Annotated in this window: 16 protein-coding genes and 1 tRNA gene; 10 read left to right on the plus strand and 7 right to left on the minus strand. The window is 67.8% G+C overall.

Going from position 1 to position 13497, the window contains the following annotated elements:
* Positions 1–11: 11 nt before the first annotated feature.
* The 10 genes from paaA (at position 12) to EV670_RS12795 (ending at position 7022) form a co-directional block, all read left to right on the plus strand.
* Positions 12–1007, plus strand: a complete 996-nt coding sequence (gene paaA, locus EV670_RS12750) for a 1,2-phenylacetyl-CoA epoxidase subunit PaaA (RefSeq protein ID WP_130432616.1) — start codon at positions 12–14, stop codon at positions 1005–1007.
* The gene (gene paaB / locus EV670_RS12755) at positions 1004–1291 is read left to right on the plus strand and encodes a 1,2-phenylacetyl-CoA epoxidase subunit PaaB (RefSeq protein ID WP_130432618.1); all 288 of its coding nucleotides are present in this window, start codon (positions 1004–1006) and stop codon (positions 1289–1291) included. The genes paaA and paaB overlap by 4 nt, the downstream gene beginning before the upstream one ends.
* Complete coding sequence (gene paaC, locus EV670_RS12760) at positions 1288–2031, plus strand: 1,2-phenylacetyl-CoA epoxidase subunit PaaC (RefSeq protein WP_130432620.1); 744 nt, start codon at positions 1288–1290, stop codon at positions 2029–2031. Before paaB ends, paaC begins: the two co-directional genes overlap by 4 nt.
* 2 nt (positions 2032–2033) lie before the next feature.
* The gene (gene paaD, locus EV670_RS12765; protein WP_130432859.1) at positions 2034–2573 is read left to right on the plus strand and encodes a 1,2-phenylacetyl-CoA epoxidase subunit PaaD; all 540 of its coding nucleotides are present in this window, start codon (positions 2034–2036) and stop codon (positions 2571–2573) included.
* The gene (locus EV670_RS12770; RefSeq protein ID WP_130432622.1) at positions 2574–3662 is read left to right on the plus strand and encodes a 2Fe-2S iron-sulfur cluster-binding protein; all 1089 of its coding nucleotides are present in this window, start codon (positions 2574–2576) and stop codon (positions 3660–3662) included. It begins immediately after the preceding gene.
* Positions 3663–3673: 11 nt separating this feature from the next.
* The gene (locus EV670_RS12775) at positions 3674–4282 is read left to right on the plus strand and encodes a phenylacetic acid degradation protein PaaY (RefSeq protein ID WP_130432624.1); all 609 of its coding nucleotides are present in this window, start codon (positions 3674–3676) and stop codon (positions 4280–4282) included.
* A 14-nt stretch (positions 4283–4296) separates the two neighbouring features.
* Positions 4297–5085 (plus strand): 2-(1,2-epoxy-1,2-dihydrophenyl)acetyl-CoA isomerase PaaG, encoded by a 789-nt coding sequence (paaG, locus tag EV670_RS12780; RefSeq protein WP_130432626.1) that lies wholly within the window; start codon positions 4297–4299, stop codon positions 5083–5085.
* Between the two features lie 104 nt (positions 5086–5189).
* A complete protein-coding gene (gene paaI / locus EV670_RS12785; protein WP_242616959.1) occupies positions 5190–5588 on the plus strand; it encodes a hydroxyphenylacetyl-CoA thioesterase PaaI in 399 nt (132 codons plus the stop codon).
* A 15-nt stretch (positions 5589–5603) separates the two neighbouring features.
* The gene (gene paaK / locus EV670_RS12790) at positions 5604–6914 is read left to right on the plus strand and encodes a phenylacetate--CoA ligase PaaK (RefSeq protein WP_130432630.1); all 1311 of its coding nucleotides are present in this window, start codon (positions 5604–5606) and stop codon (positions 6912–6914) included.
* A 31-nt stretch (positions 6915–6945) separates the two neighbouring features.
* A tRNA-Arg gene (locus EV670_RS12795) sits at positions 6946–7022 on the plus strand.
* 35 nt (positions 7023–7057) lie between these two features.
* Here the strand turns inward: EV670_RS12795 and EV670_RS12800 are convergent.
* The 7 genes from EV670_RS12800 to EV670_RS12830 all read right to left on the minus strand — a co-directional run bounded on the left by EV670_RS12800 (position 7058) and on the right by EV670_RS12830 (position 13403).
* The gene (locus tag EV670_RS12800) at positions 7058–7744 is read right to left on the minus strand and encodes an exosortase C-terminal domain/associated protein EpsI (protein ID WP_130432632.1); all 687 of its coding nucleotides are present in this window, start codon (positions 7742–7744) and stop codon (positions 7058–7060) included.
* Positions 7741–8649 (minus strand): exosortase, encoded by a 909-nt coding sequence (xrt, locus tag EV670_RS12805; protein WP_130432634.1) that lies wholly within the window; start codon positions 8647–8649, stop codon positions 7741–7743. The genes EV670_RS12800 and xrt overlap by 4 nt, the downstream gene beginning before the upstream one ends.
* Before the next feature lie 28 nt (positions 8650–8677).
* A complete protein-coding gene (locus tag EV670_RS12810) occupies positions 8678–9718 on the minus strand; it encodes an EpsD family peptidyl-prolyl cis-trans isomerase (protein ID WP_278044419.1) in 1041 nt (346 codons plus the stop codon).
* Between the two features lie 26 nt (positions 9719–9744).
* Entirely contained in the window at positions 9745–10278 is a 534-nt protein-coding gene (locus EV670_RS12815) for an FxDxF family PEP-CTERM protein (protein ID WP_130432638.1), read from the minus strand.
* A 239-nt stretch (positions 10279–10517) separates the two neighbouring features.
* A complete protein-coding gene (locus tag EV670_RS12820; protein ID WP_130432640.1) occupies positions 10518–12182 on the minus strand; it encodes a PhoH family protein in 1665 nt (554 codons plus the stop codon).
* A 189-nt stretch (positions 12183–12371) separates the two neighbouring features.
* On the minus strand, positions 12372–12878 hold the full coding sequence (locus EV670_RS12825; RefSeq protein WP_130432642.1) for a peroxiredoxin: 507 nt from the start codon (positions 12876–12878) through the stop codon (positions 12372–12374).
* Positions 12879–13022: 144 nt separating this feature from the next.
* The gene (locus EV670_RS12830; RefSeq protein WP_130432644.1) at positions 13023–13403 is read right to left on the minus strand and encodes an Mth938-like domain-containing protein; all 381 of its coding nucleotides are present in this window, start codon (positions 13401–13403) and stop codon (positions 13023–13025) included.
* Between the last annotated feature and the right edge of the window lie 94 nt (positions 13404–13497).

Consider the following 13497-nt stretch of genomic DNA (forward strand, 5'->3'; position numbering starts at 1 on the left):
CAGGAGTCGTGATGTACGCCCAACTCGTCGATACCGGTGCCACCCATCTGCGCTCGGCCGAGGAACTGTCGGCCGAGGAGCGCGCCTTCCAGGAAGCTATCGATGCCGACATCAAGGTCGAGCCGCGCGACTGGATGCCGGCCGCCTATCGCAAGACCCTGACGCGCCAGATCGCCCAGCATGCGCACTCAGAGGTGGTCGGCATGCTGCCCGAGGGCAACTGGATCTCGCGCGCGCCTTCGCTCAAGCGCAAGTGTGTGCTACTGGCCAAGGTGCAGGACGAGGCTGGCCACGCGCAGTACCTCTACGGCGCGGTCGAGACGCTGGGTGCCTCACGCGACGCGCTCTACGAAGACATGCTCGCTGGGCGCATGAAGTACTCGAGCATCTTCAATTACCCCACGCTGAGTTGGGCCGACATCGGCACCATCGGCTGGCTGGTCGATGGCGCGGCGATCATCAACCAGATCCCGCTCTGCCGCTGTTCCTACGGCCCGTACGCGCGGGCGATGGTGCGCATCTGCAAGGAAGAGAGCTTCCACCAGCGCCAGGGTTTCGACATCATGGTCTCGCTGTGCAAGGGCACGCCGGCGCAAAAGCAGATGGCGCAGGACGCGCTGAACCGCTGGTGGTGGCCGGCGGTGATGATGTTCGGCCCGCCCGACGGCGAGTCGGTGCACTCGGCGCAGAGCGCGGCCTGGAAGATCAAGCTTTTCAGCAACGACGAGTTGCGCCAGAAGTTCATCGACCAGACGGTGCCGCAGGCGCGGCACCTTGGGCTGACGATCCCCGATGCCGATCTGGCCTTCGACGCGGCCAGCGGTCACTGGCGCATCGGCGCGATCGACTGGAGCGAGTTCTATCGCGTCATCAAGGGCGAGGGGCCATGCAATGTCGAGCGCCTGGCGGCGCGCAACAAGGCCTGGGACGAGGGCGCCTGGGTGCGCGAGGCGGCGCTGGCCCATGCGGCCAAGCGAGCCAAGCGATCGATCGGGGAGGCCGCATGAGCAACGCCGAATGGCCGCTGTGGGAGGTCTTCGTGCGCAGCCAGCATGGCCTGGCCCACAAGCACGTGGGCAGCCTGCGCGCCGCCGACGCCGCGATGGCCTTGGAGAACGCGCGCGACGTCTACACCCGTCGCAACGAGGGCCTGAGCCTGTGGGTCGTGCGCTCGGCCGACATCACCGCGAGCGAACCCTCGCAGCGCGGCGAGCTGTTCGACCCGGCGGCCGACAAGGTCTACCGCCATCCGACCTTCTACGACGTGCCGGCTGGCGTGGAGCATCTGTGAGCGCCGTCGCCGCCAGCACTGTCGACGCGTCGCTTTTCGCGCTGTGCCTGCGCCTGGGCGACAGCGCGCTGATCCTCTCGCAGCGGCTCGGTGCCTGGTGCGGTCACGGCCCGGCGTTGGAGGAAGACATCGCGCTGACCAACACCGCGCTCGATCTGCTCGGCCAAGCGCGGCTCTGGCTGTCGCTGGCGGGCGAGGTCGAGGGCGCCGGCCGCGACGAGGACGCGCTGGCCTACTGGCGCGACGACCGCGAGTTCCGCAATCTGCTGATCACCGAACAGCCCAACGGCGACTACGCACAGACGATGGTGCGCCAGTTCCTGTTCGACGCCTGGCACCGGCTCGTGCTCGAGCGGCTGGGCGAGCACCACGACTCGCGCGTCGCGGCCATCGCCGCCAAAGCCCACAAGGAGGTGCTCTACCACCTGCGGCGCAGTGCCGACTGGGTGGTGCGGCTCGGCGATGGCACCGAAGAGAGCCATGCCCGCACGCAGGCCACGCTCGATCTGCTGTGGCCTCACGCCGGCGAGATGTTCCTGATCGACGAGATCGATGGTGAAGGGCTGCGCGCCGACTGGGACGCGCAGGTCGACGCGGTGCTCGCCGACGCCACGCTGTGCCGGCCCGCGAGCACCTGGGCCCAGCAGGGCAGCGGCCAGGGGCGCCACACCGAGCACCTGTCGCGCTTGCTGGCCGAGATGCAGGTCGTGGCGCGCGCGCATCCGGGAGCGCACTGGTGAGCATGGTCGCCGCGCGGCCCGCGGTCGAGACGGTCTGGCAATGGCTGTCGGCCGTGCTGGACCCGGAGATCCCGGTGATCTCGGTGGTCGAGCTCGGCATCGTGCGCGAGGTGGCCTGGCGCGAGGAGTCCCTGGTCGTCACCGTCACGCCGACCTACAGCGGCTGCCCGGCGACCGAAGTCATCAGCGCCGACATCGAAGGCGCCTTGCGGGCCCATGGCATCGAGCAGGTCCGCATCGAGACGCGGCTGGCGCCGGCCTGGACCACCGACTGGCTGGCCGAGCCGGCGCGCGAAAAACTGCGCGCCTTCGGCATCGCGCCGCCGGGTCGGCGCGATCCACCGCTTTCGCCAACAGGTCCGACACAGCGGCCGGGCCGTGTGCTCGACATCCGCTCGCTCGATGCGGAGGCGGCGCCGGTCTGTCCGCATTGCGGCTCGGCGCACACGCGGCTGGTCAGCGGCTTCGGCTCGACGCCCTGCAAATCCGCCCATGTCTGCAACGACTGCCTCGAACCCTTCGAGCGCTTCAAGTGCCATTGAATGACTGAACTGCGCTTTCACCCGCTGCGGATTGCCGAAGCCCGCGCCGACACGCGCGATGCACTGGTGCTCGGTTTCGAGCTACCGACCGCCCTGCGCGAGACCTTCCTCGGCTTCAGGCCCGGCCAGTTCCTGACGCTGAAGGCGACGGTCGATGGCGCGGAGCAGGGTCGCAACTACTCGATCTGCAGCGCGCCGCACGAAGGGCGTCTGCAGGTCGCGATCAAGCGGGTTCATGGTGGCCTGTTCTCCGAATGGGCCCACGCCCATCTGAAGGCCGGCACCAGCATCGAGGTGGCGCCGCCCGACGGCCGCTTCGGCGTGCCGGCACCGGCCGCGCCGGGCGCGGCGCGCCATGTGCTGGCCTTCGCCGCCGGCAGCGGCATCACGCCGATCCTGGCGATCGTCAAGCATCTGTTCGCCAGCGAGCCGGGCGTGCGCGTCAGCCTGGTCTACGGCAACCGGGCCTCTTCGAGCGTGATGTTCCGCGACGAACTGGCGGGGCTGAAGGATCGCCATCTCGATCGCTTCACGCTGCTGCACGTGCTCAGCCGCGAGCCGCAGGACATCGACCTGCTGCACGGCCGGATCGACCGCGAGCGCGTGCTCGCGCTGCTGCGCCAGTGGCTGCCGCTGGCCGATGTCGACGCGGCGCTGGCCTGCGGGCCGCAGCCGATGATGGAGGCGGTGCGCGACGTGCTGCGCGAGGAAGGGCTGGCGCCGGAGCGCATCCGCACCGAGTTGTTCGTGGTGGCCGGCGCACCCAAGCCGCGCCGGATCGACGTCGCTCAATCCGACGAGCATTGCGAAGTCGCGCTGGTGATGGATGGCAGCACCCGCGTGTTCTCGATGCCGCGCGACGGCAGCATCTCGCTGCTCAACGCGGCGCTCGGCGCCGGCATCGACGTGCGCCACTCGTGCAAGAGCGGGGTCTGCGCCACCTGCCGCTGCAAGCTCACCGCCGGCGAGATCGACATGGACGCGGCCCACGCGCTCGAGGACTACGAGATCGCGCGCGGCTTCAGGCTGGCCTGCCAGAGCTATCCGGCCACCGCGGCCGTGACGGTCGACTTCGACCAGGATCAATAGGGAAGCAAGCCATGCCCTGCTACGAGATCGACGGCCTGGTGCCGGTGGTGCATCCGAGCGCCTTCGTGCACCCGAGTGCCGAACTGATCGGCGATGTCTGGGTCGGCGAGAACGTCTACGTCGGCCCCTGCGCCAGCCTGCGCGGCGACTTCGGCCGGCTGGTGCTGGAGGCCGGCAGCAACCTGCAGGACCACTGCACGATGCACGGCTTTCCGGGTGCCGACACGGTGGTCGAGATCAACGGCCACATCGGCCACGGCGCGGTGCTGCATGGCTGCCGCGTGCGGCGCAACGCGCTGGTCGGCATGAACGCGGTGGTGATGGACCTGGCCGAGGTCGGCGAGGATTCCTTCGTCGCCGCGATGGCCTTCGTCAAGGCCGGGCTGAAGGTACCGCCACGCAGCCTGCTGGCCGGCGTGCCGGGCAAGGTGGTGCGCGAGCTCACGGCCGCCGAACTGGCCTGGAAGATCGAGGGCACCGCCACCTACCACCGGCTCGCGCAGCGCTGCCACGCGAGCCTGCATCCGGTGATGGCCCGCACGCTGGACGACATGGACCGGCCGCGCTGGCAGGCCGAGGACTTGCGCCCGCTGGTGCAGCAGCGGCAGGATACGGACTGATCGCGGGAGCAAGCATGGCCTATGCAAATCTGATCGTCGACACGCGTGAGGGGATCGCCCGCATCACGCTCAACCGGCCGGACCGGCTCAACAGCTTCAACGACGCGATGCACGCCGAGTTGCGCGACGCGCTCGGCGCGGCCGAGGATCCGGCAGTGCGCGTCGTCGTCATCGGCGGCGCCGGGCGCGGCTTCTGTGCCGGCCAGGACCTGGGCGAGGGCGCCGCGGCCGGTCCGGGCGAGTCGCTCGACCTCGGTCGCACGCTCGAACAGAACTACCTGCCGCTGATCACTCGAATCCGCGCGCTGCGCAAGCCGGTGATCGCTGCCGTGGGCGGCGTCGCCGCCGGTGCCGGCGCCAGCCTCGCGCTGGCCTGCGACCTGGTCATCGCGACGCGCTCGGCCAGCTTCATCCAGGCCTTCAGCAAGATCGCGCTGGTGCCCGACGCCGGTGGCACCTGGCTGCTGCCGCGGCTGGTCGGCCGCCAGCGGGCGATGGGCCTGGCGCTGCTGGGCGACAAGCTCAGCGCCGAGCAGGCCGAGCAATGGGGGCTGATCTGGCGCTGTGTCGATGACGCCGCCTTCCCTGCCGAGGTCGACGCGCTGGCCGCGCGGCTGGCCACGGCGCCGACCCAGGCGCTGGCACGCATCAAGCAGGCGCTCGATGCCAGCGAAGGCAACGACCTGCTCGCGCAGATGCAGCTCGAAGTGAAGTTGCAGCGCGAACTCGGCGCCAGCCCCGACTTCGCCGAGGGCGTGGCGGCCTTTGCCGAGAAGCGCGCGCCGCGCTTCAGCGGGCGATGAGCACCGGCCCCGGCGTCGATCCGCGCAGCGTCGACCCGAGCGCCTTTGGCGAGACGACGCTGCCCTCCGACCCGCAGGCGCTGGCCGAGGCCTGCGGCCGCGCGATGTGGGCGCGCGACCATGCCTCGCAGGCGCTGGGCATGCGGCTCGACGAGATCGGCCCCGGCCGCGCGGTGATGCAGATGCGGGTGCGCATCGACATGCTCAACGGTCATGGCAGCTGCCACGGCGGCTTCATCTTCGCGTTGGCCGACAGTTGCTTCGCCTTTGCCTGCAACAGCTACAACCAGGTCTGCGTCGCGGCCGGATGCCAGATCGACTATCTCGCGCCGGCCGGCGAAGGCGAACTGCTGTTGGCCGAGGGAGTCGAGCGCGCCCGCAGCGGACGCAGCGGGGTCTACGACATCCGGGTCAGCAACGAACAGGGAGCCACCGTGGCGCTGATGCGCGGGCGCAGCCGCCGACTCGAAGGCAGCGTGGTCGACGCCCCGCCGAAGCCCTGATTGCCAAGGACGCGCATGCACCGCTTTGCCCCCAAGCCCGCAGAACTGGACCCCATCGAACTGGCCAGCCGCGACGAGATCGCCGCGCTGCAGCTGCAGCGGCTGCGCGCCACGCTGGAGCGTGTCTACGCCAACGTGCCGCATTACCGGGCCTCCTTCGATGCGGCCGGCGTCCATCCGGCCGAGCTGCGCACGCTGGCCGACCTGGCGAAGTTTCCGTTCACCGCCAAGGCCGACCTGCGCGCCAACTACCCCTTCGGAATGTTCGCGGTGCCGCGCGAGCAGATCGCGCGAGTGCACGCCTCGAGTGGCACCACGGGCAAGCCGACCGTGGTCGGCTACACGCAGGGCGACATCGAGCACTGGGCCGATCTGGTGGCGCGCTCGATCCGCGCCTCGGGCGGCCGTCGTGGCGACATGGTGCACGTGGCCTACGGCTATGGCCTGTTCACCGGCGGCCTCGGCGCGCACTACGGCGCCGAGAAGCTCGGTTGCACCGTGGTGCCGATGAGCGGCGGCCAGACCGAGAAGCAGATCCAGCTGATCTGCGACTTCAAGCCACGCATCATCATGGTCACGCCGAGCTACATGCAGGTGCTGATCGAGGGCTTCGAGAAGGCCGGCATCGACCCGCGCAGCACATCGCTGCAGATCGGCATCTTCGGCGCCGAACCCTGGACCGAGGCGATGCGCGCCGAGATCGAGGCACGCGCCGGCATCGACGCGGTCGACATCTACGGCCTGTCGGAGGTGATGGGCCCAGGCGTGGCCAACGAGTGCATCGAGAGCAAGGACGGGCCGGTGATCTGGGAGGACCACTTCTACCCGGAGATCATCGACCCCGACACCGGCGCCGTGCTGGCCGACGGCGAAGAGGGCGAACTGGTGTTCACCACGCTGAGCAAGGAAGGCATGCCGGTGGTGCGCTACCGCACGCGCGACCTCACGCGCCTGCTGCCGCCGACCTCGCGCAGCTTCCGGCGCATCGGCAAGATCGTCGGCCGCAGCGACGACATGCTGATCATCCGCGGCGTGAACCTGTTCCCGACGCAGGTCGAGGAACTGATCCTCAAGGAAGGCCGGCTCGGCGGGCAGTACCAGCTGGTCGTGACGCGCGAGGGGCCGCTCGATGAACTGGAGGTCCGTTGTGAGCGCCTAGCCTCGGTGGCCGAGAGCGAGGCAGCGGCGGTTGGCGCTGCGCTCGCCGAGCGCATCAAGACGCTGATCGGCGTGAACTGCCGCGTCAGCGTGCTGGCACCCGACGCCATCGAGCGCACGCTGGTCGGCAAGGCGCGTCGCGTCATCGATCAGCGACCACGGGGCTGAAGCCGGCAGGCCCCGTAAACTCGCGGCCACACTGCCCGTAGCTCAACTGGATAGAGCACCAGCCTTCTAAGCTGGGGGTCGGGGGTTCGAGTCCCTCCGGGCAGGCCATGTCGTCGCGCCGCGGGCGCGTCGACGACCGAGAACTAGGTCTGGTCGAGAGTACCTTCGACTCGAGCCAAGTCGGCAGGGGAGAGCGCACGCGAGAGCGCGTCGATGAATTCGGCGTGCAGCGCGAAGCCTCGCTGGGCGTCAGCATCGATGCTCGAGACGCGAACGAGCAAGCCGTCGGCGCTCTGGTGGCGCACGGCGTGGGCGAGCCGGCGCAGACGGAAGGTATTCGCGTCCGCGGTGCGCTCGCCGCTGAGAACGGCCCAGTAGGTGACCGGTTCGGGGCGCAAGGGCATCTCGGCGACCAGACGCGTGACCGGCACCGACCGGCCGTTGCTCATGATCTGTTCCTGGTGGCGGCCATGCACGGCAAAGCCGCTGTAGCGGTAGCAGACCTCGGGCCAATGGAGTTGCAAGTTCGACGACTGTTCGCTGCCCCAGGCAACCGAAAGCATCACCCGGCGCCGGGCCGAGTCCGTGTAGACGCGCTCCAGCAGCCGCTGGTAGAGGCGCTTGCTCAGGTCGTTAGCAGGACGAATGAAGGCTGCCGACAACTGCTCGACGCGCCACGCGCCGAATGCACTGGGGAAGATCTGCTCGAGGTCCGGTGGGGGCTGTGCGTCGTCCAACCGGGTCGGCCGGGCGACGCTGCCCAATGCCGCGGCGGCACCCATGCCGGCGGTCAGGACGAGGGCGCGGCGGCGGCTGAGGGTGGCGTTCATTTCGACCGGCCTCGCAGCGACGGCAGGCGCGCGAGCGCGGAGTCCAAGCCGATCACCATCGCCAGCGCCACCATGAACAGGACGATGCCGGAGAAGCCGTGCAGGAAGCCTTGCCCGGCACCATCGCCAAGGTACCAGGTGATCAGTGCAAGCACGACCACACGCACGACGTTCGCCATGAAAGCGATCGGTGGCGTCAGCACTGCCAGCAGCGTGCTGCGCAGAACCGAGCCGTGACTCACCAGGTTGGCGTACAACAAGCCCATTGCCTCGAGCGTGAACATCGTCTGCAACCCCGCGCAGGCCTCGGTGACGAGGAGTTGGTATTGACCGATCGTGATCACGACGCCGGCCCGTCCTATGGGGTAGCCGAGCAAGTCGAGCAGCCACGTCGCAACCTGCGACACGGCCTGCTTCATCGGGCCGGTGATCGCCAGCACGAAGTCCAGCGGTAGCGGCAAGGCAAACAGCGTGAAGAGCACCGGAAACCAGCTCGCTCGCAACGCTGCCGGTCCTTTCAGGATCAGCAGCACGGCCGCGAGGATCATCATCAGCGACACCAGTGACAGCCGCACGTCGTAGGCCTGCCCCAGCACGAACAGCAGCAAGCCCGCGCAGAAGAGAGCGCCGCCAAGCACCGTTGCCGGTGCGGCTGGCAGAGCGAAGAGGTACACGCGCCGCCGATACAGCAGGAACGCGGAAACCGCGAGGATGAACGGCTCGTGCCCCTGGGCGGCGTCGGCCCGCATGGCGGCCGGCCAGTCCCACATGAGCGAGAGGACCAGTAGCGCAAAGCCGGTCGCGAGAATCGCGGCGGGGGCCCAGTCGGCGCGGGGTGGAATGGCGTCGACCGGCGTCGGTAGGGTGCCCGGATTGATCAGCGTTCGACCCACCAGCGAGTTCATGGTGTTCGCCGGCTGCTTGGGCAGACGTTCAGCGCGGCACGGAAGCAGACGGCCCTGCCAGGGGCGCCGAAGCGGCGCTCCTGGCAAAGGTGCCACCGTAGCTCACCTGGGCCGCCTGGCGCAGTCTCTTCATCTCGTCTGCGACAAGCTGTCGCTTGCGCTCCGCCAGGAGAAACTCGGTGATGGCCGGGGCGGCAGTGCGCCGATCCACTGGTGCAGCGTGGGCGTAAATGATCGTGAAGATCCGTGCGCCACCTGCCTGCGGGAACAGCCTTGACTGTCCCGGTTCGGCGGATGCGAGCGGCTCGAGCAGGACCATTGGCAAGTCCTCGGCCGCCTGTACGAACTGACGGGAAGCCGGCCGGAACCCCGCTTCCTTCAAAGCGCGAACAAGTTCGTCGGCACCTCGCGATCGGAGGGCGATTGCCTTCGCCTCCTTGATCTGCGCATCGGACGCTTCGATGGCAGTTTCCTGCAGAACATACAGGCGTCGCTGCGCGAACAGGCCGGGACGACTGTCGTAGTACCGATCGATCTCGTCGCTGGTCGATCCACCAGCCTTGGCGGCGATTCGATCGTGGTGGGCGCGTGCCAGCAGTTCTCGTTCGGTCGCATGCTTCGACTGGATTACAAGCGGGTCGCTCGCCAACCCCTGTTCGCGGGCAGCCTGACTGGCGACTTCCTGGTCGATCAGCGCTTCAAGCACGCGCTGGGCCGAGGCTTCGCCGGCTGTTGCCAGGAGCCGCGGTTGGCGCGCCAGAACGGCCTGGACCTGGTGCACCGAGACGTCTTCGCCGTTGACGCGCGCAGCCACCTGCGATTCGGGAACGGCGCCGTCCTCGCGGCACCCCGCGACGAGGACGCCGAACACCAGTGCCCACAGCAGGGGGCGCGAAGGATTCTGTTGAACGGTGAGACGTCGACCAGATCGATCAAACGCTAGGGCGCAAGCCCCGTTGCTCGAACCGATGCCCGCTCGGCGGGTCGGAAACGGGCCACTGCGACCAGCAACAGCGCCACGAACCCACGCGACAAGAAGACGCCGATCCCGAATGTGATACGGCGCCACCTTGCTGACGTTGACCGGCCAGGACGTCAGGCTTTGCCTCGTCGGGCTGCTGCCGCGCCGACACCGACCAAGCCGGCGAGCACAAGTCCGAGCAGCGCAGGTTCCGGCACAGGCGCGGCGATCGTTGTTGCGATCATCCCGGCATATCCGACAGGGACGCTCCACAATCCAGGGTCCCTGCTCACGATGCTGTCGATCATGAGCGTGTAGGCCCCGCCGCTGAGGAGGCTGGCAAAACTAAAGGTCAGTGGATCGGAGTCTTCGCCGACGAGCGCGCTGTCCCGAAATAGCGAAACCTTGGTGACGTCGATGTCGAGCTTGTTGAAAAGCGTGTTGATCTCGAGCACGCCACCGAAGGACGTGGCCGCTGAACTCAGCGAGAAGGTATAGCAGTCGTGATGCGTGCCGTTGGTCGCCGCGGTGAAAGACTTGCCGAAAAGCTCGAGGCCCGGCGGGCCGAGCGTCACCCAATCGGTCGTGCTGTTGCAACTTGGCGCCGCCATCGCAGATGAAGCCCCAAGAGCTACCGCAATACCGGCCACAGCAGTTTTGAGTTTCATGGCATCGATCCTCAGAGGCGCCAAGTTGGCAGTGCGCGAATGCAACCCTACCGTCACTAGTTGTTACGTGATTGTCGATCGTGCGAGTCGGCGCATGTCCCCCCGGATCATGTGGCTCACGCCGTAGCGCGGCGCACGGCTAGTGATCGGTTCTACGACTTGGTCGTGATCCGCGCTGGCTCAATGAGAGCCAGAACAAGGGGCCAACGGCCCCTTGCTCCGAGCGGCAGAGCACGCCTCTACAGCACGTCTGACGCGTAGTCCGCGAGCCGGGAGCGCTCGCCGCGGGCCAGCGTGACATGCCCACTGTGCGGCCAGCCCTTGAAGCGGTCGACCGCATACGTCAGGCCCGAACTGCCCTCGGTAAGGTAGGGCGTGTCGATCTGCGCCAAGTTGCCCAGGCAGACGATCTTGGTGCCGGGGCCGGCGCGCGTGATCAACGTCTTCATCTGCTTGGGCGTCAGGTTCTGCGCCTCGTCGATGATCACGTACTTGTTGAGGAAGGTACGCCCGCGCATGAAGTTCAGGCTCTTGATCTTGATCTTGCTGCGCACCAGGTCGTTGGTCGCGGCGCGGCCCCATTCGCCGGCACCGTTGTCGTTGCGCGCCAGCACCTCGAGGTTGTCGTCGAGCGCACCCATCCAGGGCCCCATCTTTTCTTCCTCGGTACCGGGCAGGAAGCCGATGTCCTCGCCCACCGGCACCGTCACGCGGGTGACGATGATCTCGGTGTAGCGGCGCTCGTCGAGCACCTGGCTCAGGCCAGCTGCCAGCGTCATCAGCGTCTTGCCGGTGCCGGCGGTGCCGGTCAGCGTGATGAAGTCGCAGTCCGGGTCCATCAGCAGATTCAGCGCGAAGTTCTGCTCACGGTTGCGCGTGGTCACGCCCCAGACCGCGTTCTTGGCGTGCGAGTAGTCCTTCAGGGTCTTGAGAACCGCGCTCTTGCCGGTGATCTCGGTGACCTTGGCGTAGAGGGGTGCCGCGCCAGGGGTCTCGAGGTAGACGAATTGGTTGATCATCAGCGCCGGCACCAGCGGCCCGGCGACCCGGTAGAAGGTGTGATTGCCCTGCTGCCAGCTCTCCATGGTCTTGCCATGGCGGTCCCAGAAGTCGGCCGGCAGCGGCAGCACGCCGGTGTAGAGCAGGTCGCCGTCCTCGAGCGTCTTGTCGTTGAAGTAGTCCTCGGCCGCCAGGCCGAGCGCGCGCGCCTTGACGCGCATGTTGATGTCCTTGGACACCAGCACCACCTCCCGCTGCGGCTGCTGCTCGCGCAGGCTCTGGACCACGCCGAGGATCTGGTTGTCGGCCTTGCCCTGCGGTAGCCCGGCCGGAAGCTTGGCGTCGAGGAACTGGGTCTGGAAGAACAGCTTGCCGCCGGCCTCGCGGCGGCCGGTCTTGGCCAGCGGGATGCCGGCGGCCGGGTCGAACTTGCTGTCGGTGGCCAGCGCATCGAGCTCGCGGCTGACCTGGCGCACGTTGCGCGAGACCTCGCTCATGCCCTTCTTGTGGCCGTCGAGTTCCTCGAGCGTGATCATCGGCAGGTAGATGTCGTGTTCCTCGAAGCGGAACAGCGACATCGGGTCGTGCATCAGCACGTTGGTATCGAGCACGAACAGCTTGGCCGGGCCGCTGGTGCGCGGCTTGCGGGGCTTGGGTTCGGGGCTGCGTGCGGCCGTGGGGCGGACGTAGGTGGTGTTGGCCGCTGGGGCGCGGCTCGCCGCCGTCGGCGTGGCGGGGTTGGGATCGAAGAGTTCGAGCAGCGCCGCGGGGGCGGTGTCGGCGGCCAGCGGTGGCGCCGATTGCACCGGGGCGGTGCGTTTGCCGGCCCTGGGCGCGGCCTGGGCGTCGAAATCGCTGGCGTGGAGGAGGGCGGCTTTCTTGGTGGGGGGCTTGGGCAGTGGCATGGACTTCGGCGACCTCAAAAAAGAAAAAGCCGCACAGTCACCTGTGCGGCTTGCTCGGATGCGGTGAGAAGAGACTGCTCTCAGGCATGAAATCCATTATGCACATTGCGTGCCGGGCCAACGTGACGTCGCCCTGGCCGTCGCGCGGAAATCACGCCGGTGAAAACCCCGGCGCGAAAACGCTTGCCTTCAGGCCGCGGCTGCCTGCGGTGCCGGAATGGGAGCGCCCTTCTTGATGGCCTTGACCGCCTGCAGCACCTCGTCGACATGCCCCGCAACCTTGATGCCGCGCCATTCGGCGACCAGCACGCCCTTGGGGTCGATGAGGAAGGTGCTGCGTTCGATGCCCTTGACCTTCTTGCCGTACATGATCTTGTTCTTGACCACGCCGAACATGTGGCAGAGCTTCTCTTCGGTGTCGGCGACCAGTTCGAAGGGCAGCTCAAGGTTCTGCTTGAACTTGTCGTGCGAGGCCATGTTGTCGCGCGAGACGCCAAACACGACGGCTCCGGCCTTGACAAACTCCTTGTGCTTGTCGCGGAACTGCATGGCCTCGGTGGTGCAGCCGGGGGTGTTGTCCTTCGGATAGAAGTACAGCACGACGGTCTGGCCCAAATAGGCCTGCGGCGTGAACGTCACACCGCCGGTGGCCTTCGCTTCGAACTCGGGGAGGGATTTGTTGAGTGCGGGCGTCATGAAGGATGCTGCAGGTTATGACCGGTCAAGAACACGTTGAAGGTCAACCCCGAATTATAAATGCATGCGGCGGGTCGGCCTCCACCCCTGCGGGGGTTTGTCTCTTCGGCGCCGTGTCTGCGGGCTGCCGTGGCATCGGGCCGTTCAGACCGACTCCATGACGAGCGCCGCCACCACCGGCCGGCCTTCAGTCACCAGCACGTTGAAGGTGCGGCAGGCGGTGCGGCTGTCCATGGTCTCGACGCCGATGCCGCGCTCGATCAGGCTGCGCAGCAACTGCGGACGCGCGAAGCGCATCCGGCTGCCGCTGCCAAACAGCACCAGTTCGGGCTTCAGTGCCGCAATCTGCTCGAAGTGCGCGGCCTCCAACGCCTCGAAGCTGGCCGGCGCCCAGTCGACCACCTCGCCCTGCCATGGCAGCAGCACGCTGCGACGCCATTCGCGCTCGCCGACGCGCAGGCCGTCCGGGCCGTAGAAGCTGATCAGGTTGAGATGCGGCGCGACACGCTCGGGCTGGAATTTCATGGGCTGGGCAGGCATGCCGGGGCGCGACGGTGTGCTCCGGATGAGCACAAACCCCTGTGGTTAAATTCTAGCTTTCGGGTGTTCCCACGCCGCG

This window comes from Rivibacter subsaxonicus (assembly GCF_004217215.1).
Classification (GTDB): domain Bacteria; phylum Pseudomonadota; class Gammaproteobacteria; order Burkholderiales; family Burkholderiaceae_C; genus Rivibacter; species Rivibacter subsaxonicus.

What these genes read in the sequence shown, in the direction of transcription:
- paaA (WP_130432616.1), top strand. Translation starts at nt 12, where the DNA reads ATGTACGCCCAACTCGTCGATACCGGTGCCACCCATCTGCGCTCGGCC.
- EV670_RS12815 (WP_130432638.1), bottom strand. Translation starts at nt 10,278, where the DNA reads ATGAAACTCAAAACTGCTGTGGCCGGTATTGCGGTAGCTCTTGGGGCT.
- EV670_RS12830 (WP_130432644.1), bottom strand. Translation starts at nt 13,403, where the DNA reads ATGAAATTCCAGCCCGAGCGTGTCGCGCCGCATCTCAACCTGATCAGC.
- xrt (WP_130432634.1), bottom strand. Translation starts at nt 8,649, where the DNA reads ATGAACTCGCTGGTGGGTCGAACGCTGATCAATCCGGGCACCCTACCG.
- EV670_RS12825 (WP_130432642.1), bottom strand. Translation starts at nt 12,878, where the DNA reads ATGACGCCCGCACTCAACAAATCCCTCCCCGAGTTCGAAGCGAAGGCC.
- EV670_RS12770 (WP_130432622.1), top strand. Translation starts at nt 2,574, where the DNA reads ATGACTGAACTGCGCTTTCACCCGCTGCGGATTGCCGAAGCCCGCGCC.
- EV670_RS12775 (WP_130432624.1), top strand. Translation starts at nt 3,674, where the DNA reads ATGCCCTGCTACGAGATCGACGGCCTGGTGCCGGTGGTGCATCCGAGC.
- paaB (WP_130432618.1), top strand. Translation starts at nt 1,004, where the DNA reads ATGAGCAACGCCGAATGGCCGCTGTGGGAGGTCTTCGTGCGCAGCCAG.
- paaI (WP_242616959.1), top strand. Translation starts at nt 5,190, where the DNA reads ATGTGGGCGCGCGACCATGCCTCGCAGGCGCTGGGCATGCGGCTCGAC.
- paaD (WP_130432859.1), top strand. Translation starts at nt 2,034, where the DNA reads ATGGTCGCCGCGCGGCCCGCGGTCGAGACGGTCTGGCAATGGCTGTCG.
- paaG (WP_130432626.1), top strand. Translation starts at nt 4,297, where the DNA reads ATGGCCTATGCAAATCTGATCGTCGACACGCGTGAGGGGATCGCCCGC.
- paaK (WP_130432630.1), top strand. Translation starts at nt 5,604, where the DNA reads ATGCACCGCTTTGCCCCCAAGCCCGCAGAACTGGACCCCATCGAACTG.
- EV670_RS12820 (WP_130432640.1), bottom strand. Translation starts at nt 12,182, where the DNA reads ATGCCACTGCCCAAGCCCCCCACCAAGAAAGCCGCCCTCCTCCACGCC.
- EV670_RS12800 (WP_130432632.1), bottom strand. Translation starts at nt 7,744, where the DNA reads ATGAACGCCACCCTCAGCCGCCGCCGCGCCCTCGTCCTGACCGCCGGC.